General features: G+C 61.4%; 17 protein-coding genes. 5 read left to right on the top strand and 12 right to left on the bottom strand.

All coding sequences use genetic code 11. The features are described from left to right. Positions 1-12 precede the first annotated feature (12 nt). The 4 genes from ASG19_RS00615 to ASG19_RS00600 all read right to left on the bottom strand — a co-directional run bounded on the left by ASG19_RS00615 (position 13) and on the right by ASG19_RS00600 (position 4,572). A complete protein-coding gene (locus ASG19_RS00615) occupies positions 13-1,257 on the bottom strand; it encodes an O-antigen ligase family protein (RefSeq protein WP_244476102.1) in 1,245 nt (414 codons plus the stop codon). Positions 1,258-1,262: 5 nt separating this feature from the next. Further along, on the bottom strand, positions 1,263-2,801 hold the full coding sequence (locus tag ASG19_RS00610; RefSeq protein ID WP_062453263.1) for an undecaprenyl-phosphate glucose phosphotransferase: 1,539 nt from the start codon (positions 2,799-2,801) through the stop codon (positions 1,263-1,265). A gap of 78 nt (positions 2,802-2,879) precedes the next feature. Next, a complete protein-coding gene (locus ASG19_RS00605; RefSeq protein WP_062453262.1) occupies positions 2,880-4,043 on the bottom strand; it encodes a glycosyltransferase family 4 protein in 1,164 nt (387 codons plus the stop codon). A 7-nt stretch (positions 4,044-4,050) separates the two neighbouring features. Continuing rightward, positions 4,051-4,572: a polysaccharide biosynthesis/export family protein gene (locus ASG19_RS00600; RefSeq protein WP_062454730.1), complete on the bottom strand. Its 522-nt coding sequence runs from the start codon at positions 4,570-4,572 to the stop codon at positions 4,051-4,053. A gap of 296 nt (positions 4,573-4,868) precedes the next feature. Here ASG19_RS00600 and ASG19_RS00595 point away from each other — a divergent pair, with 296 nt between their 5' ends. Next, positions 4,869-7,196, top strand: coding sequence for an exopolysaccharide transport family protein (locus ASG19_RS00595; RefSeq protein ID WP_062453261.1), 2,328 nt, complete (start codon positions 4,869-4,871; stop codon positions 7,194-7,196). 36 nt (positions 7,197-7,232) lie between these two features. Here the strand turns inward: ASG19_RS00595 and ASG19_RS00590 are convergent, their stop codons facing one another. Both ASG19_RS00590 and ASG19_RS00585 read right to left on the bottom strand, forming a co-directional pair. After that, positions 7,233-8,459, bottom strand: coding sequence for a GNAT family N-acetyltransferase (locus ASG19_RS00590; protein WP_082476138.1), 1,227 nt, complete (start codon positions 8,457-8,459; stop codon positions 7,233-7,235). 124 nt (positions 8,460-8,583) lie between these two features. Further along, on the bottom strand, positions 8,584-8,796 hold the full coding sequence (locus tag ASG19_RS00585) for a DUF2842 domain-containing protein (protein ID WP_062453259.1): 213 nt from the start codon (positions 8,794-8,796) through the stop codon (positions 8,584-8,586). A gap of 159 nt (positions 8,797-8,955) precedes the next feature. On the opposite strand from ASG19_RS00585, the gene ASG19_RS00580 reads away from it, so the two are divergent. Then, complete coding sequence (locus ASG19_RS00580; protein WP_062454728.1) at positions 8,956-10,059, top strand: COX15/CtaA family protein; 1,104 nt, start codon at positions 8,956-8,958, stop codon at positions 10,057-10,059. A gap of 38 nt (positions 10,060-10,097) precedes the next feature. Here ASG19_RS00580 and argC read toward each other — a convergent pair whose 3' ends face one another. The 4 genes from argC to rplM form a co-directional block, all read right to left on the bottom strand. After that, entirely contained in the window at positions 10,098-11,030 is a 933-nt protein-coding gene (gene argC / locus ASG19_RS00575; protein ID WP_062453258.1) for an N-acetyl-gamma-glutamyl-phosphate reductase, read from the bottom strand. Between the two features lie 74 nt (positions 11,031-11,104). Then, on the bottom strand, positions 11,105-12,073 hold the full coding sequence (gene speB, locus ASG19_RS00570) for an agmatinase (RefSeq protein ID WP_062453257.1): 969 nt from the start codon (positions 12,071-12,073) through the stop codon (positions 11,105-11,107). Between the two features lie 129 nt (positions 12,074-12,202). After that, positions 12,203-12,667: a 30S ribosomal protein S9 gene (gene rpsI / locus ASG19_RS00565; RefSeq protein WP_062453256.1), complete on the bottom strand. Its 465-nt coding sequence runs from the start codon at positions 12,665-12,667 to the stop codon at positions 12,203-12,205. Between the two features lie 2 nt (positions 12,668-12,669). After that, entirely contained in the window at positions 12,670-13,134 is a 465-nt protein-coding gene (rplM, locus tag ASG19_RS00560) for a 50S ribosomal protein L13 (RefSeq protein WP_062453255.1), read from the bottom strand. A 406-nt stretch (positions 13,135-13,540) separates the two neighbouring features. On the opposite strand from rplM, the gene ASG19_RS00555 reads away from it, so the two are divergent. From ASG19_RS00555 to ASG19_RS00545, 3 genes are all read left to right on the top strand, one after another. Further along, positions 13,541-13,978, top strand: a complete 438-nt coding sequence (locus ASG19_RS00555) for a CoA-binding protein (RefSeq protein ID WP_062453254.1) — start codon at positions 13,541-13,543, stop codon at positions 13,976-13,978. Between the two features lie 140 nt (positions 13,979-14,118). Next, entirely contained in the window at positions 14,119-15,420 is a 1,302-nt protein-coding gene (locus tag ASG19_RS00550) for an O-acetylhomoserine aminocarboxypropyltransferase (RefSeq protein WP_062453253.1), read from the top strand. 7 nt (positions 15,421-15,427) lie between these two features. After that, positions 15,428-15,772, top strand: coding sequence for a cupin domain-containing protein (locus tag ASG19_RS00545; protein ID WP_062453252.1), 345 nt, complete (start codon positions 15,428-15,430; stop codon positions 15,770-15,772). A gap of 27 nt (positions 15,773-15,799) precedes the next feature. Here the strand turns inward: ASG19_RS00545 and ASG19_RS00540 are convergent, their stop codons facing one another. Beyond that, entirely contained in the window at positions 15,800-17,050 is a 1,251-nt protein-coding gene (locus tag ASG19_RS00540; RefSeq protein ID WP_062453251.1) for a cytochrome P450, read from the bottom strand. A 40-nt stretch (positions 17,051-17,090) separates the two neighbouring features. Next, positions 17,091-18,845 carry a gamma-glutamyltransferase gene (gene ggt / locus ASG19_RS00535; RefSeq protein ID WP_062453250.1) on the bottom strand — a complete coding sequence of 585 codons (1,755 nt, stop codon included), beginning with the start codon at positions 18,843-18,845 and terminating at the stop codon, positions 17,091-17,093. Between the last annotated feature and the right edge of the window lie 30 nt (positions 18,846-18,875).

Below are 18,875 nucleotides of genomic sequence, written 5' to 3'. Positions count from 1 at the left end.
TGAGGCAACAACTCAGGCCTGTAACGGCGGCGTCGCGGCAGTGGTGTTGCGCTGATAGCGGTTTTCCAGCGCGACGCAGGCCCAGAGAATGCCGAGCGAGAGATAGAAGTGCCGCCAGTGGTCCGTGTCGATGACGTTTCCGATCATCGCATGTCCCAGGATCAGGACCCATGCAATCATCAGAAAAGGCTGCCAAGGCCTCTCGCGCAGCATATAGCGGAAACCCATCCACAGGCTGGACCAGATCATGATCTGATACGTCACCGCACCCACCCAGCCATAGGTCGTGAGTGTCTTCAGCCAGATATTGTGCTCGTCTTCGCCGAAGATTTTTCCAAGCGCCATCGGTCCCATACCGAGCGGTCGCTCCATCGCCATCAGGAAGCCGATCTTATGCCGCTCGAAGCGACCAAGCCGCGCGCCGTCGTAATCCTGCACCAGTTTCGCACGGTTGGAAAACAGGTCGGCGATCTGCGGGATCTGCAAAGCGATCGCAAGGGCGAGCACGAGTGCCACGCCGGCACAAATCGAGATGACCAGGATCTTCAGGCGGAATGCCGTCGTGCGCTCCTTGAGGAGCATGAGGACGATCAGTGCGATGGCACCGAACAGCAGGAGGCCCCAGGCCGCGCGTGAAAACGACAGAAAGATGCCGATCGCCAGCACCAGCATGCCGAGGATGAGAAGGGGGGTACGGATGACCGGGCCGGTCAGCATGCGGTAAAGGAGATAGAGGAGCGGGCCGACCAGATAGGGGCCGAACACGTTGGGGTCCTGAAAGGCGCCCATGGCGCGGTTATAGCGGGTAAAGACATGGGCCCCGGGAAACGCGTCGAAATAGCCGAGGATGCCGAGAGTGGCCGTGATGATGGCGGCCGCCACCCAGGCATGAAAGATGATCTTCAGCCGCCGATGGTCGTTCTCTATGACCGCTGCAAAGAACACGGCGGTGAGCGCGAGAAAGATCGAGACCGCATAATACATACCGGCGCCGGACGAATCCTTCATCACGAAGATGGAAAACAGGCCGCTAATGTTGAAGATCAGCAGCATCGCCATGAGCATCGCGACCGTCCGGGAGATCCTGAGCCCAAACAGGAACCAGAGGCCGATCTGGGCCACCATCATCAGTTCGTAAGGGGCAGGCTCCGACATAACGAAGCCGGACAGAAAGACGCCAAAGGCCAGCATGCCGTTTGCCACGAGAGCGAACACGGCCAGCTGGACGTTGAACGGCCGGGTCTCATGTGCGGCCAGCGTCGTCAATATGCATTGTCCGTGTTGAGAAGCCGGATCGGCGTCAGGAACAGGATCTTGAGATCGAACAGGATCGACCAGTTCTCGATATAGTCGAGATCGTGGGCGGTGCGGGCACGGATCTTTTCGTCGCTGTCCAACTCGCCGCGCAGTCCGTTGATCTGCGCCCAGCCAGTCACGCCGGGTTTCACGCGGTGGCGGGCGAAGTAGCCTTCGACGACGTCCACATATCTGCGTTCGCCAGTCTGGGCACTGACCGCATGCGGACGGGGACCAACGAGAGACAGCTCTCCTTTCAGCACGTTGAACAGCTGCGGTAGCTCGTCGATCGAGGACTTGCGCAGAAACCGGCCGACGGGCGTGACCCGCGGATCGCCCTTGGTCACGGCCCTGATCGCGGTCTGGTCGCTCATGCTCGTGTACATCGAGCGGAATTTGAGAACGTTGATGATCTCATTGTTGAAGCCGTGGCGCTTCTGGCGAAACAGCATCGGCCCTTTCGAGCTGAGCTTCACGGCAATGCCGGCAGCCAGCATGACGGGCCAGAGGCAGGCGATCGCGAACACGGCAAAGACGATATCGAAGATGCGCTTTGCGACCGAATCCCAGTCGCGGATCGGCTTGTCGAAAATATCGAACATCGGAACGGTGCCCACGTGACTATAGGCCCGTGGGCGGAAGCGCAGGCGGTTCGCATGCGCCGCAAGCCGGATATCGACCGGCAGAACCCAGAGTTTGCGCAGAAGCTGCAGGATACGCTGCTCGGCGCTGGCAGGAAGCGCGATGATGAGCATGTCGATACGGGCAAGGCGCGAGAATTCCACAAGCTCGGCAAAGGTACCAAGCTTCGGGTAGCCGGCAACGACGGTCGGCGAGCGGTCGCTGTTGCGGTCGTCGAAGATGCCGCAGATGCGGATGTCATTATCCGACTGGCGTTCCAGGGCGCGCACCAGTTGCTTGGCAGGTTCGCCGCCGCCGACGATTACGGCGCGGCGTTCCATAACGCCGTTGCGCGCCCAGTGGCGGATGCCAAGCGCGATCGCCTGCCGCTCGGCGGCAAGGACGACGCAGCTGACGGAGAACCAGACGATGAGACCGGTCACGGGCACCCAGCCGCCCGCGGCAAAGCTGAGCGCGAGATTGGTCAGGACAAAACCGAAGGCCCATGTGATGAGAACCCGCTTCAAGGTCCTGTTGGCGGACCTCAGGGAGGGGATCTGATAGGTGTCGGCAATCTGCAGAAGCAGAAGCGTGATGGCAGAACCGAAGGTGATGATGACCAGGCGGGAAAGCGACATCTCGGTCGCGCCGTAGATCAGGTCGACGATGAGGCCGACAATCAGGATCGCGGCAAATTCGGTAAGCCGGATCAGTCCGACCAGCAGGGATGGCGAATAGCTGGTTTCGCGGAACTGCTGGGCGATCTGGCGTGCGAAGGGATTGAGGACCGCGCCCGCTTCCTTCTCCTCGCTCGCACGCATCTCTGAGACCTTGCGGCGAAGGCTTTCGACGTCGAATTCATCGGGCTTGTTCAGCGGGCTCATGCCAGGATCCTCGACTCAGCTGCCGCGAAGGCGCAGAAGTAGTCTCAGTCCAGTAGCAAAAAGAAGCTAAAGAAGCCTTTAGCTGTACCTTCGGTCAGGGATTTGGCCGAGTAGATCCTGGTACAAGTGAAGCATGTCGTCCGCCATAACGGAGGCGGAAAACACTGCCTTAAAATCGGACGGCTTCGGCATGACGCGGTCATGCCACTCCGGTGTCTGCAGTGCCTGCGTCATCACGTCGGAAAGGCTTGTGGCGTCGCCGGGGACGGCAAGGGCCGCACTTTTCACTCCCAGCACTTCGGGAATGCCGCCGACACGCGATGCGATGACAGGCTTCCCGGCGGCGAGCGCTTCCAGCACGATATAGGGCATCGCTTCCGCCCGCGACGGAACGACGACGAAATTTGTGAGGGCAAACGCCTTGCGGGCGGGCATGGCCGGCATCATCGTCAGCCGGCGGCCAAGGCCACGTTCGGAAATCATGGCTTCGTAGCGCTCACGGCCCGGACCGTCGCCGACCATCAGCGCCGAGAGAGGCCGCCCGACCGCGCGTTCCGTTCGGGCAAAGGCGTCGATGAAGACATCCGGTCCCTTTAGGTCGCGCAGCATGCCGATATAGAGAAAGTCGACCGCGGAAATGACCGCTGGGACCGGCTCGAACTCGGCCTCGCCAATGCCGTTATAGATCACGCGCGCCGTCTTGAGCGGTTTTCCGACCTTTTCCTCGTAGGTGCGGCGCTCGTAATCGCAGACAAAGACCAGGGCATCGCCGAAGCGTTCCTGGAACCGTTCGAGCTGCAGCACGACCTTGCCCGAAAGACTGGACCGGTCGAAATGCAGACTGCCGCCGTGCGGCGAATAGAGGCGGGCCACGCAATACCTGTTAACCCGCAAGGCTGAGCCGATCAATCGCGCCAGAACGCCGCCCTTGGCGCCGTGTCCGTGCAATATGTCCGGCCGCAAGCTCTTGATATGCTTGTAGCTTCTGTAGAGTGCCGCAAGATCGGAAGGAGCGATCGAACGGCGCATCGGAATTCGTGTCAGGCCAAGCGAAAGCTGCGGCCGGATCGTGTCGAACAACCTGTCCTCATGCTCGCCACCGGTCGAGCTGTCGCAGAGGATGCCGACCTCGTGGCCGGCAGCCCGATGTTCTTCCACCAGATCCCGCACATGGCGGAAGATCCCGCCGACAGGCGACCTGAAACAATGGAGGATGCGCAAGGGAGGGGCCTCAGCCGACATGATGATGTCAGAACAGCCGCTCGCGGACGTAGACCGTGTCGCCAGCGAGGACCTGTGAGGAAATCGTCGTACGGCCCGTGATGACCTCGCCGTTGATCTTGCGTGTGACGTCGACATCGCGCTGGTTTCCGCGAGAGGTAAAGCCTCCGGCGATTGCGATGGCGTTCTGTGCCGTCATGCCGGGCACATAGGAATACTGTCCGGGTCGTCCGACTTCGCCCATGACGAAAACCGGGCGGTAGCGATCCATTTCGATCGTCACGTCGGGATCGCGCAGATAGCCCTGCTTGAGCTTGGCGGCGATTGCACCCTCGAGCGTCGGCATGGTCTGGCCCCGGGCCGTGATCTGACCGATCAGCGGGAAGGCGATATAGCCGGCCTGATCGACGGTATAGGTGTTGGAAAGGCTCGGCTGTTCGAAGACGCTGACACGTAGCCGATCGCCGCTGTCCAGCCGGTAAGGCTGGATCGTCGCTTCCTGAAAGCTTTTGGGAGCCGGTTTGTAGGAGGCGCAGCCCGACAGCGTCATCGCAACGGCTGCCGCCGCAAGAGCCAGAACGGTTTTGGCGCGCTGGTTGCGCGTCGGATTTTTCTTGTCTTGGGCGAATAGCATGTTCGCGTCCCAGGCTCGGGGTGGTGGTTCGACGATTTCGAGCCTGTTATCGATCCATTAGGGTTAATGCCCGGTAAAGAGAGGCGCGACGACCATCGGAAATAATGCCTGCAAGATCAGAGTCCGGTTTTTCTTCGAAGCCGCGGCTCATTAACTGTAGCGTTACCATGATAATTTACTGTCCGCCCAAATAGACCAGTTTGGAGCGGGCAATGTCTGGCGTAAACGGCGGCCATCAGGATGTGGATATCGACCTCAGGCAGGTCATCGCGGCCGTCTGGGAACGCAAGGCGAAGATCCTCGCCGTGACGATCGCGGCGGGCGCGCTGGCGCTGGTCGGCGCCTCGCTGATCAAACCCAGCTACAAGGCCGAAACCAGGCTGCTGATCGAATCGCGATCGCCGAACCTGTCCGGCGGGGAAGGGGCAGGCAGTTCCAACGATCCGGTTCTGGACACGCTTAACATCACCAGTCAGGCCCAGCTGCTGCAATCGACCGACCTCATCAAGCGGGTTGCGCGCGATCTGAAGCTTTCCGATCGCCCGGAATTCGACCCGGCTGGACAGTCGGCACTGCCGGACCTTCTGGTGATGGTCGGCCTGAAGCAGGATCCGATGGCGATCGATCCGGAAGACCGGGTCATCCAGAAGTTCCGCGAAAAGCTGTCGGTCTATCCGGTCGAGGGCTCGCGCGTCATCGCCGTCGAATTTGCATCGCATGATCCGAAGCTCGCGGCGGATGTCCCGAACCGGATGGCCGAAGCCTATCTTCAGATCCAGAGTGGCTCGAAGGTGGACACCCATGCCGAAACCGCCCGCTGGTTGGAGCCGGAAATCGCCAACCTGACGACCCGCGTCAACGATGCCGAAAAGAAGGTGGCGGACTACCGCTCCTCCAACGGCCTTTTCCAGACCAGCGAAGCCAACAGTTTTTCCAGCAAGCAGTTGAACGATATATCGACCGAACTTGCCCGCGTTCGCGCTGATCTCGCCAATGCCGAGGCCCGTTCGGAAAACGTCCGCGCTGGTTTGAGAGCCGGCCGCGCTTCGGACACGCTGGCGGATGTTGCCGGATCGCAGGTCATCCAGCGCCTGAAGGAAACCCAGACCAATTTGCAGGCGCAGATCAATGATCTCTCGACATCCCTGCTCGACAACCATCCGCGTCTTCGGGGACTTCGCGCGCAGCTCAGCGGCATCAATCAGCAGATCGAGCGTGAAACCCAGAAGATCCTGGCAAGCCTCGACAACGAGAGAGAGATTGCACGGCTCCGCGAGCGTCAGCTGACGCAGCAGATGAACGGCTTGAAGGCTGATTCGGCCAAGGCCGGTGAAGAGGAAGTCGGGCTGCGGGCCCTGGAACGCGAAGCGTCCGCCCAGCGCCAGCTGCTCGAAACCTATCTCGTGCGCTACCGCGAGGCGACCTCGCGCCGCGACGCGAATTCAAGCCCCGCGGATGCCCGCATCGTATCGAGCGCGGTCGAACCGTCGGAACCCTTCTTTCCGAAGGTCATTCCGATTGTCATCGTGGCGACGCTCGCGACACTGATCGTCAGCTGCCTGGTCGTCATCATCGCCGAACTGTTCAGCGGCCGGGCGCTCCGCCCTCTCAATCGCCGTCGCGAGGACGATTTCTTGCTGACACCACACGAGGTCGCAACGCCTGCAGTCGAACCGGCCCCGGCCGAGCCCGAACCGACCCCTGCCGGCGCTTTGGTTGCAACAACACCCGCCGCAGCTCCGGTTGCGGCAGAAACTGTTGCAGATCGGCCAAAGCGCGAACACAGGCTGTTCGCGGCGGCAAAGGAAATGCTGGCTGCCTCCCGCAAGGATGCCGCTGCCGCGAAGGGCGCGGAAGTTGACCAGAAGCAGGAGGCTGCGGTCGCTGCCGAGCCACCGGTCGAAGAAATTGCCGTCACGACGCCGGCGAACGACGGGGAGGAGGAATCCTTCACGATCGCGTCCGTTGCCCGCTACCTCCAGCGCCGTGCGGTGCCGATCGGCCTGGTCGTGTCGCCCGGTGGCGATGCAGGCTCGACGGCGACCGTGATGTTGGCCCGTGAAATTTCGGAGCGCGGTCGCACCGTCGCCCTGATCGACATGACCGGCTCGGCTTGCCCGACACGGCTGATGGCGCAGGACGTCAAGCTTGCCGGCATCACCGATCTGCTGTGCGGCGAGGTTGCGTTCGGGGAAGCCATCCATCCGGACCGTCTCTCGGATGCGCATATCATCCCGTTCGGTTCTGCCGATCCGGTTCGCGCCATGCGGGGCGCAGACCGGCTGCCGATGGTCGTCGATGCACTCGCAGACGCCTATGATCTGGTTCTGATCGAATGCGGCCCGGCGGAAGCGCCGATGCTGTCGCGACTGACCCGCAACGAAAAGGCGGAGGTCATCCTCTCCGTGCCTGAATTCAAGGAAGAGGATGTCGCAAAGATTGTCCAGGACTTCCAAGGCGAGGGAATTCGCAATCTGCTGGTAATGTCTGACGCCAATGACCGCAGTTCGCCGCGCAAGGCTGGACGACAGGTGGCGTGAGCCACACCGCATGAACCACGATCTACAAGGCGGCTTTCAGGCCGCCTTGTTCGTTTTGGCGGCCCGCAGTTTCTGCAAAAGAGCGTAGAGGCGCGGGTTGTGCTTGACCGCAGCCTTCGCCCTTGTTGCCAGAACCATCAGCGGTTTGAGGACGGAGCCCTTCGGGGTGATGGCGATCAGAATATCGTGCAGCACGGTTTCCTGGCTGCACCAGCTGCGCTTGTAGGGCTGGTCGCCCACGCCGAAATCGAACAGCGCCGCGCCTTCGCGGCAGCTTTTCTCGATCATCAGCCAGAACAGCAACTCGCCGGGGCTTGCCTCCGGGCAAATGCTGTCGTCGATGGAGCTGAACTGGCAGATCACATGGTCGCCCTTGCGCGACACGCCGGCAATCGCCACGACATGTCCCTCGTGCTCACCCCGCATGCGGATCGCGTGAAGGGTGAGCGAAGTGTCTGTCCCATCCGTCGGCGCGTCTATCAGGCGATGGAAAAACTCTCGGATCTCGGACGCGTGGAAGACATCGGGCAGGCCGAACATTTTCAGCCGCGCCGCCTTCTGGCGGAAGAACGTATCGAGCAGCGCGTGCTTTTCGTCCGCGTCTAGCGCGATCACATGGTCATAGCCGCCGGCCGCTTCGATCTTGCGGCTCTGCGAGCGGAATTTCTTGCGGCGGGTCTTGGCGTTGAGCTGTGCGAGCGTCGTCTCGAAATTCGGGAATAGCGGCAGCTGGAACGAATGGTTCTGGTTCTCCGTCGTTGCGAGAGCACTCAGCGGATGCCGACTGCCGCGCCAGGAGAGCGGCACGCAATCGAGCACCACGAGATCGGCGTAAGGAGAAAGCGCCGTGCGCAGCATGTGCAGGAACGGCTTCAGCTCGGCAGCGGAAGCCACCTCGAGTGCCGGATCGAACAGGCCGGTATTGAGATTGTTGTAATGGTTGCCGGGGAGGCGGGCGATGCGGATGCTTTTTTCGAGCACGATATCGAGCGGCAGGATAAACACGGCGCGACCGCCGATGCGACCGACGACGACTGCGAGCGTGCGGCCGTGGGATTTTACCCAGGCTTCGCACCAGTCGAAACCCTGATGCAGCGAATTGAGTTTGATCGCCTGCAGACGGTGCCAGTCGGACTTCAGATCCGCCATGTCCGTCGCGACTGCCATTTCGATCTGCGCGAAACGCAACGGGACAGTCTCACGGGAAGGCGATCCCGATGTCCCTGCCGGCGCAAGCTCTTCAATCAGTCTCGAGGTTTGCATGACGCGCTCCGCTGTCTTTCAAGCGGGGAGAATAGGCAGCGTGCACCAACAATCTGTTTATTGCTGTGTCGCCCGCCGCCAATACTATCACGGCTGGTTAATGCGGGGTGAACCCAGGCATAACCTAGACTTTCGGCCGTGCGCCCGCCATCCACTTGATGATCAGCATGGCCGGCAGGATCCACAAAAGCCCCGACAGCAGGAAGTAGAGGAAATGCACCCACCACGGCGATGTCGCGAGCAACAGCGTCGCGACCGTGGTTGCAGCCAGCGCGTAGACGATGACGAGCACGATGATCATGATCGTGCCGATGAAACTTCTCAGGCGTGGGACCAACGCGTTTCTCCTCCCGCGACGCGATGCCGCAAAGCATCGGGGCTTGTTTTGCACGTGTCCTTGGGGCAAATCAACGCCAGGAGCGGAAAGATTACCGCCCGCATGGTGCTCTCAAGCGCGTGCAAGGCTGATCTTTCTTCGAGCGACAGGAGTTTCCGCATGTCGGCGACTGATAGCGTCATCATCGATGTCATCCATCCGGCAGCAAAACGCCGCGAGCGCGACCGCAGATCGGTGCGTATCTGGCTCGGCTTCGTCGTCTTCGTGCTGTTCTGCCTCGTCCTGGTCGGCGGCGCGACCCGGCTGACCGATTCGGGTCTCTCGATCACCGAATGGAAACCGATCCACGGCGTCATTCCGCCTCTCAATGCGGCAGAATGGCAGGAAGAGTTCGAGCTCTATCAGCGCATCCCGCAATACCAGCTGGTCAACGCCGGCATGACGGTCGACGAGTTCAAGACCATCTTCTGGTGGGAATGGGCGCACCGTTTCCTGGCGCGCTCGATCGGCCTCGTCTTCGCCCTGCCGCTGATCTTCTTCTGGGTGACCGGTCGCATCGAGAAACGCCTGCGCTGGCCGCTGGTCGGCACGCTGGCACTCGGCGGATTTCAGGGCTTCATTGGATGGTGGATGGTGTCGTCGGGTCTCACCAAGCTCGTCAGCGTGTCGCAATACCGCCTCGCCACACACCTGGTCATTGCCTGTCTGATCTTTTCCGCCTGCGTCTGGATCATGCGCGGCCTCACGCCCCAGAAGCAGGGGGCGGCCCCGACGCGTCACTCCTATATCGCGGCTGGAGGCCTTGCGTTTCTGGCGCTGTTCCAGATCTATCTCGGAGCACTCGTTGCGGGTCTCGATGCCGGGCTCAGCTACAATACCTGGCCGATGATGGATGGCGCCTTCGTTCCGGCCGCCCTGTTCTTGCGCGATCCCTGGTGGATCAATCTGTTCGAGAACCCGAAGACGGTGCAGTTCGTCCACCGCTGCGGCGCCTATGTGCTTCTGGCAGCAGCGCTGATCCACATGATCGTGTCACTGTCCAAAGCGCCGGGCTCGGTCCATACGGGGCGCGCCGTCATCCTGTTCCTGCTGGTCTGTCTGCAGGCCGTGATCGGCATTCTGACGCTGGTCTATCAGGTGCCACTGGATCTGGCGCTGGCGCATCAGGGCGGCGCCCTTGTCGTCCTCGGCTATGCCATCACCCACTGGCGCGGCTATGTCGGCGAATACCCTATCGAAGACAAAAAAGCCGCGGCGAACTGAGTTCACCGCGGCCTCAAGTCTTAAAAATCCGGATGTCTTCAGGCAGACAGCATCAGGTCCATGTTCTGGACGGCGGCACCGGAGGCACCCTTGCCGAGATTGTCGAGCAGCGCCACGAGATTGACATGCGGGCTGCCAGCCGCGCCGAACACGAACAGCTTCATCCTGTCGGTGTTGACCAGTTCCTCGGCATCGACGCGGGCAAGCGTCGCGCTCTCGTTGAGCGGCACGACGGTAACGATATCCTGTCCCGCATAGTGGGCGCCGAGAGCGCTATGAATGCTCTCGATCGTGGCACCATCCTTGAGGTCTTCGAGGAACAGCGGCACCTGTACGATCATGCCCTGCGCAAAGCGACCGACAGATGGCGAAAACAGCGGCGCTCGATCGAGCAGGCCGTGTTCCTTCATCTCGGGAACGTGCTTGTGCTTCAGCGTCAGGCCGTAGAGGAAATTGTTGGCGGAGATGGCGTCCTCGCGTGAAGCGTCTTCCATCTGGCCGATCAGCTGCTTGCCGCCGCCGGTATAGCCGGACACCGCGTTGACCGAGACCGGGTAGCCGTCGGGCAGAAGACCGGCAGCGCGCAGCGGACGCAGCAGCGCGATCGCGCCGGTCGGATAGCAGCCCGGATTGGCGACGTTGCGGGCAGCCTTGATCTTGTCGGCCTGTGCCTTGTCCAGCTCGGCAAAACCATAGGCCCAGTTCGGATCGACGCGGTAGGCAGTGGAGGTGTCGATCACCCGCACGTTGTTGTTGCCCGCAAGCATCGTCACGGCTTCTTTCGAAGCCTCGTCCGGCAGGCACAGGATCGCGATATCGGCGCTGTTGAGCAGGTCCTCGCGCATTGCGGCATTGCGTCGTTCGGCTTCCGGGATCGACAAGAGCTCGACGTCGCGGCGGTCGGCCATGCGGGTGCGGATCTGCAGCCCTGTCGTGCCGTGTTCGCCGTCGATGAAGATCTTTGCCGTCATTGTCTTTATCCCTGAAATGTCAGTGCCTTGGGGTGAGAGCCGGAACCAGTTTGCCAGCGGCTTGATTCAAAGTGTCAACGGGCGGAAAGTCGCTCCGCGCGCAGGCCAAGCATATACATCGCAACCGTTGCCCCGGCAATGGCGGTGATATCGGCGTGGTCATAGGCCGGCGCCACCTCCACCACATCGGCGCCGCAGATATCGAGACTGCCGAGTTTGCGCAGCACGGACAGGATTTTCGCGCTAGACGGGCCACCGGCAACCGGCGTTCCGGTTCCGGGCGCGTAGGCGGGGTCAAGGCAGTCGATGTCGAAGGTGAGGTAACACGGGCGGTCACCGACATGGGCAAGGATCGCATCGGCAATCGCCTGGGCGCTCAGATCCTCCACCTCATGGCCGGGCATGATCCGGATACTGAAATCCTCGGGCGCATGGGTGCGGATGCCGATCTGTATCGAATGCTGCGGCTCGATCACGCCCTGTCGCACGGCACGCGCCACGAAAGAACCGTGGTCGATGCGTTCAATTTCGCCGGTCTCGTCCGCATCATCGCTCCAGGTATCCTGATGGGCATCGAAATGCACGAGGGCGAGGGGGCCGTGGCGGGCCGCATGCGCCTTCAAGAGCGGCCAGGTGACGAAGTGATCACCGCCGAGCGACAGCAGAAACGCGCCCGACTCGATGATCTTCGTCGCCTCCGCCTCGATCAGGCGCGGCGTCTTCCAGTGATGACCGTAGTCGAGCATCACGTCACCGTAATCGATCACGGACATGGCGTCGAAGAGATCACGTGAGAATGGGTATTGCGGGTCGTTGTCGAAGATCGCCGAAGCGCGGCGGATGGCCTGTGGCCCGAACCGCGCGCCCGGCCGGTTGGAAACCGCCGCATCGAACGGAATACCGAGGACGACCGCATCGGCGCCGATCAGATCCTTGGTATAGCGCCGCCGCATGAAGGACAGCGCGCCCGCATAGGTCGGGTCGGTGGCAGCATCGCGCAGGGACTTGGCGGTAAAGGCGTTGTCGATGGATTTTGAAGCCATTGCATTCTCCCGGATCGCAGAGAAAGTGCAGTGGGAGTGTCTGGAAGACAAGACCCGGACCGAAGAAAGCCCGAAACGAAAAAGGCGGAGCCGAAGCCCCGCCTTTCGAAATGCAAAGTCTTGAAGCGATTAGCGCTTCGAGAACTGGAAGGACCGGCGGGCCTTCGCCTTACCGTACTTCTTACGCTCGACGACGCGGCTGTCGCGGGTCAGGAAGCCACCCTTCTTCAGAACCGGGCGCAGGCCTGGTTCGAAGTAGGTGAGGGCCTTGGAGACGCCGTGACGAACGGCACCGGCCTGACCGGAAAGACCACCACCGGTGACGGTGGCAATGATGTCGAACTGACCTGTGCGGGCAGCGGCAACCAGCGGCTGCTGAAGGATCATCTGCAGAACCGGACGGGCGAAGTACGCCGAGAAGTCGCGACCGTTGATGATGATCTTGCCGGAGCCCGGCTTGACCCAAACGCGGGCAATCGCGTTCTTGCGCTTGCCGGTTGCATAGGAACGGCCCTGTGCATCGACCTTGCGGACGTGAACCGGTGCCTGGCTTTCAGCCGGAGCGAGGTCCTTCAAAGAGGAAAGATCGGCCATGATCAGGCGCTCCTTACGTTCTTGCTGTTCAGCGATGCCACGTCGAGAGCGACAGGCTGCTGTGCTTCATGGGGATGGTTGGAGCCGGCGTATACACGCAGGTTCTTCAACTGGCGACGGCCGAGCGGGCCGCGCGGGATCATACGCTCGATCGCCTTTTCGACGACGCGCTCAGGAAAGCGGCCTTCGATGATGGCGCGTGCAGTACGCTCCTTGATGCCACCCGGGTAACCGGTGTGCCAGTAGTACTTCTTGTCTGTGTATTTCTTGCCGGTCAGGACAACCTTTTCAGCGTTGATGATGATGACATTGTCACCGTCGTCGACGTGAGGTGTGTAGGTGACCTTGTGCTTGCCGCGAAGGCGATTGGCAACGAGGGTGGCGAGGCGACCGACAACGAGGCCTTCGGCATCGATGATGATCCACTTCTTCTCCACCTCTGCAGGCTTCTGAACGAAGGTTGACATTGTTTTTCTCTCTCATCTGAACCCAAGACCACCGGAAGACCGGCCGTAAGGGCGTTTTTTGTTGCTTGATTTGCTCGGGCATGCCGACAAAAAAGAAAGCGGGCCTTCGAGAGGTCCGCGATCTGGGCGGCTTATACGACGGAGCCTAAAAAGCGTCAAGCACGTGGCCCGGAGCGCTCTGAAAAATAACTCAACGTTTAGAACGACTTACTGATGAGGTAAAATAATACCTCACAAATAATCGGCCGGTGTTTCGTCTCTTACACGACTTCTTGAGAAGGGATACCTTGGTTTGAGCCGCATCACACCGGACGCCTGGCTGGTGGGAAAATGTGATTCCGGAACCGAGTTGGAAGATTTCCATTGCTTTCCTATGTCCAGGTGACTGCATGAGGAGGTTAGAACCATGGCTCACGATCGGTATGACGACGACGTCATCGCTGGCGTCTTGAAAAGCACGAAGACGATTGCGCTGGTCGGTGCATCGCCCAATCCCGACCGGCCCAGCAACCGCGTCATGGGATTTCTGTTGCAGCGCGGCTACCGGGTGTTTCCGGTCAATCCCGGCCAGGCCGGCAAGCAGATCCTAGGTCAGGAGGTCTATGCGAGCCTCGCGGATGTGCCCGAACCCGTCGATATGGTCGATGTGTTCCGCGCTTCGGAATATCTGGACAGTGTGGTGGACGAAGCGCTGGCGCTGGATCAGCTGCCCAAGGTCATATGGGCGCAGCTTGGCGTCCGCGACGATCAGGCCGCAGTCAAGGCGGAGGCTGCCGGTATCCAGGTAATCATGGATCGCTGCCCGGCGATCGAATATCCGAGGCTTGCCCGTCTTCTCGGATAGGGTAAGGGAGCGGGGCAGGTAATTCGCGGATTGATTTCGCGGACTCTTTTCGCAATCGGTGCGAATGCTGCAACGATATTTCTTGATCGCCGTCGGCCCGCAGGCTCTGCTGTGATGAAACGACCCTAGAGGAGACCGGCATGGCCAACCCGAATTCACGCAGTTCCGGCAATCCCGGATTTTCAACGCTCGCTGTTCATGCCGGCGCCGAGCCCGATCCGACGACCGGCGCCCGGGCGGTGCCGATCTATCAGACGACGTCCTTCGTCTTCAAGGATACCGAACATGCAGCCGCATTGTTCGGGCTGAAGGAATTCGGCAACATCTATACCCGCATCATGAACCCGACGCAGGCCGCGCTGGAGGAAAAGGTGGCGGCGCTCGAAGGCGGCACGGCAGCCCTTGCCGTCGCGTCCGGCCATGCAGCGCAGTTGTTGGTCTTCCACACGGTCATGCAGCCCGGTGACAACTTTGTCGCGGCGCGCAAACTTTATGGCGGTTCGATCAATCAGTTCGGCAACGCGTTTCAGAATTTCGGCTGGCAGGTGCGCTGGGCCGATAGCGCCGTTCCGGAAAGTTTTGAAAACGAGATCGACGATCGCACCAAGGCGATTTTCGTCGAAAGCCTGGCAAACCCCGGCGGCACCTTCGTCGATATCGCGGCGATTTCGGAGGTGGCCCAGCGTTTCGGAATCCCGCTGATCGTCGACAACACGATGGCGAGCCCCTATCTCGTCCGGCCGCTCGAACACGGCGCCGATATCGTCGTACACTCGCTCACCAAATTTCTCGGCGGCCACGGCAATTCCATGGGCGGCATCATCGTCGACGGCGGCACGTTCGACTGGTCGCGCTCCGGCAACTACCCGGTCCTGTCCGAACCGCGGCCGGAATATTCGGGCATGGTCCTGCATGAAACCTTCGGGAACATCGCCTTTGCGATCGCCGCGCGCGTGCTCGGCCTTCGCGACCTCGGGCCGGCCATCTCGCCCTTCAACGCCTTCCAGATCCAGACGGGGATCGAGACGCTCTCGCTGCGCATGCAGCGGCATTGCGATAATGCGCTTGCGGTCGCGGAATGGCTGAGCCGCCATCCGAGGGTTGGATGGGTGAACTACGCCGGCCTGCCTGACGACCCGAACAATGCTCTGCAGCAGCGCTATTCGCCGAATGGTGCCGGCGCTGTCTTCACCTTTGGCCTGAAGAACGGCTACGAGGCCGGCAAGATCTTCGTGGAGAGCCTCAAGCTCTTCTCGCACCTTGCCAATATCGGCGACACCCGCTCGCTGGTCATCCACCCGGCATCGACCACCCATCGGCAACTCACCGAGGAGCAGCAGATTGCTGCCGGTGCCGGACCTGACGTGGTTCGCCTGTCTGTTGGCATCGAGGATGTCGCAGACCTGATCTCCGACCTCGACCAAGCATTAGCAAGGACTTGAGACACTCATGAAGAACTGGCTGACATTCGATTTGACCGCAATCGAACCGGAGGAGGGCGCACCCGCGCCCGACCGCGTCATCTTCGGCGATCCGAAATTCCTGACCTGGAATTTCGAGGAGGCCGAAGGCGGGATCTATGCCGGCGTCTGGGAAGCGACACCGGGCAAGTGGAAGATCGTCTATGACGAGTGGGAATATTTCCACATCCAGTTCGGCTACTCGATCATCACCGAAGAAGGCGCAGAACCGCTGCATCTGAAGGCCGGCGACAGCATGGTTCTGCGGCCCGGTCTGGTTGCCACCTGGGAAGTGGTGGAGACGACCCGCAAGGATTACGTCATCAGGCTGTAAGCCTGACGGCGGGTCCTCCGGCTGCTCCTACCCCCAGGTGAGATCGAGCCGCTCCAGCCCGTGGAAATGGTAGACGTCCTTGACAGTCGGCACCCCGGCCAATTTCAGGCCGGGCAGGCGGCGAAACAGGATGGGCAGAACCGTTTTCAGCTCCAGCCGCGCCAGCGGCGCGCCGATGCAGAAGTGGATGCCGGCGCCGAAGGACAGGTTCTGGCCTTCCTGGCGATCCGGCTTGAACGCCAGCGGATCTGAAAATTTCCTGGGGTCCAGATTGGCGGCGGCGAGGATCAGGCTCACCTTGTCGCCACGCTTCACGGAAACGCCGTCGATTTCCGCGTCCTCGAGCGCCCAGCGCTGGAAGATATGGACGGGCGCGCACAGCCGCAGCGTCTCTTCCACCGTCCGCTCCGTCGCGGCCTCGTCGCGGAAGAGCTCGACCGGCGCTAGACCGCTTTCGAGGATCACGCGAACCGAATTGCCGATCTGGTGCACGGTCGCCTCGTGGCCAGCGTTGAGCAGCACGATCGTGGTCGAGACGAGTTCGTCATCGGTCAGATACTGGCCCTTGTGCTCCGTATGGATCATGTGGGTCAGCAGGTCTTCGCGCGGTTCACGCCGGCGCTCAGCGATCAGCGTCTTCACATAAGCTGCGAATTCCGCAGCGGCGCGGTCCGCCGCATGTTCGTCTTCCCGCGAGCGCTTGAACATGTACATGCCGACATAGGCATGGCTCCATTTCAGCAACTGCGGACCCATCTCGTCCGGAATGCCGATCATTCTCGCAATCATCGTCACGGGAATGATGTCGGCGAAAGCCGAGAGCAGTTCCACCCGGCCTTGGCCGTCGAACGCGTCGATCAGACGCTCCGCAAGCTCGGTAATCTCCGGCCGCAGCTTCTCGATATGGCGGGAGACGAAGGCTCGGTTTACCATTGTCCGCAGCCGCGTATGTTCCGGCGGTTCGATCTCCAGGAGCGAGTGCCGCTCGGCGAGGTCGAAATTTGCAAGATGCGCTTCCGGCTCGGGGAGGCCCAGCTCCTCGCGGCTGGCGACATGCAGGATCTGCCGGCCGAATCGGCGGTCGCGCAGGAGAAGGTTCACATGGTCATAACCTGTGAAGAACCACTGCCGCTGCTCCTCCCAGAAGAAGGTTGGACAGTGCTGATGCAAAAGCCCGTAGACGCTGTTCGGGTCGCTGTAGAAGGCCGGGTTGCGGCCATCCAGCGAGACGCGACGGGTTTCTGGATCGATGCGGAGGAAATCGGGGATCGCGGTCATGCGGAATGGGTAACTCAATCCGCGGTCCCACGAAAGCCCGTCATTCGTCTGTCGCGATACCCTCGCGCCGCGGATCGGCACTTCCCGCAAGTCCTCGGTCGGTGATCTCGATTGCCTGCAGGCCAGACGTCATTTCGCCGGCCTTCACCTCGTAGCCGAGTGACTTCAGCGGCTCCATCAGCGTCTCGGCCCGCGTTCCGGCTTCGATATCGTATGTCCCGAAACGGTTGATCAGATGCGGCTGGGCGACGATTTGCTCCACCGGCATGCCCCAGTCTATATAGGCGACCAGCGCCTGCGCCACATATCCGATGATCTGGCTGCCGCCGGGCGACCCGATGGCCATCAGCGGCTTGCCGTCCTTCATCACGATCGTCGGCGCCATCGAGGAGCGGGGGCGTTTGCCCGGCTCGACGCGGTTGGCGACCGGCAGGCTGCCATCATGCGTCTTGAAGGAAAAGTCGGTCAGTTCGTTGTTCAGCAGAAAGCCGTTGACCATCAGCCGCGAACCGAACCCGTTCTCGATCGTCGTCGTCATGCTGGCGACGTTGCCATCCTTGTCGGCGATGGAGATATGGCTGGTCGAGGGCAGTTCGATCGCCTCACCGCGGCCGAACAGGAGCGCGTGATCCCAGGTCGGCTCACCCGACTTCACGGCATCCTTGGCAAGGGCCTTGTCCGTGTCAAGCAGTCTTGCCCGTTCGCCGAGATACTCTTTTTTGAGGAGACCCTTGATCGGTGCCGGCACAAAATCGGGATCGGCCAGATATCTTTCGCGGTCAGCAAACGCCAGACGCTGCGCATCGCCGATAAGCCTCCAGCTTTCAACATTGTCCGGCCCGAGCCCCTTCAGATCGAAGTTTTCGAGCATGCCCAGCATCTGGCCGACGGCAACGCCTCCGGAGGAGGGTGGGCCCATGCCGCATATATCGAGAGCGCGATAGGCAAGGCAGACGGGTTCCCGCTCCTTGACCCTGTAGTTGGTGAAATCGGATAGCGACAGAACGCCGGGATTGCCCTTCGCTTCGCGCACGGCCCTGACGATCGCCTGCGCAATCGGGCCGGAATAGAAGGCATCAGCGCCGCCGGCCGCGATCGTCCGCAGCGTTTCGGCATAGGCCGGGTTCTTTAGGAGAGTGCCGGTCTTCAGTGGTGCGCCGCCATCGTCGAAGAAATAGCGGATCGTAGCGTCATCGGTCTTCAGCTTGTCACCTTCGGCCGCAAGCAGAGTGCCGAGCCGCGGCGAGACCTCAAAGCCGTCAGTGGCGAGGCGCTCGGCGGCAGTAAACAATCCCGCCCAGTTCGCCTTGCCGTATTTACGGTGGACCGTCTCCAGAAGCCGCACCGTGCCCGGCGTGCCGACCGACCGGCCGCCGACCACGGCTGCCATGAACTTCAACGGCTGGCCCTGATCGTCGAGAAAGAGCTTCGGCGTGGCTTCCATCGGCGCCGTCTCGCGGCCGTCGAACGTCGTCAGTTTCTGCGAGGCTGCGTCGTAATAGACGAGGAAAGCGCCACCGCCGAGGCCCGAACTTTGCGGCTCCACGAGCCCGAGCACGGTCTGCACGGCAACCAGTGCATCGGCGGCACTGCCGCCTTTCTCGATCACTGCACGGCCCGCTTCCGCGGCGAGCGGATTGGCGGCGGCGACCATGTAGCGCTTCGTCTCCACCCGCTTGGCCGACGTGACTGCCGATGCCTTTTCCGGCGCGGTCGTGTCCGATGCCTGCTGCGCCGAGGCAACCGAGATCGTCAGGAAACCGGCGAGAACAGTTCCGGAAATTTGCTTCAGCATGGCATGTCTCTCCGCATTTTTGAATTTGCT

Source organism: Rhizobium sp. Leaf306 (genome assembly GCF_001423425.1).
Lineage (GTDB): Bacteria > Pseudomonadota > Alphaproteobacteria > Rhizobiales > Rhizobiaceae > Neorhizobium > Neorhizobium soli.
The sequence above is the reverse complement of the archived record's forward strand: the minus strand, read 5'-3'. Positions and strand labels throughout refer to the sequence as shown.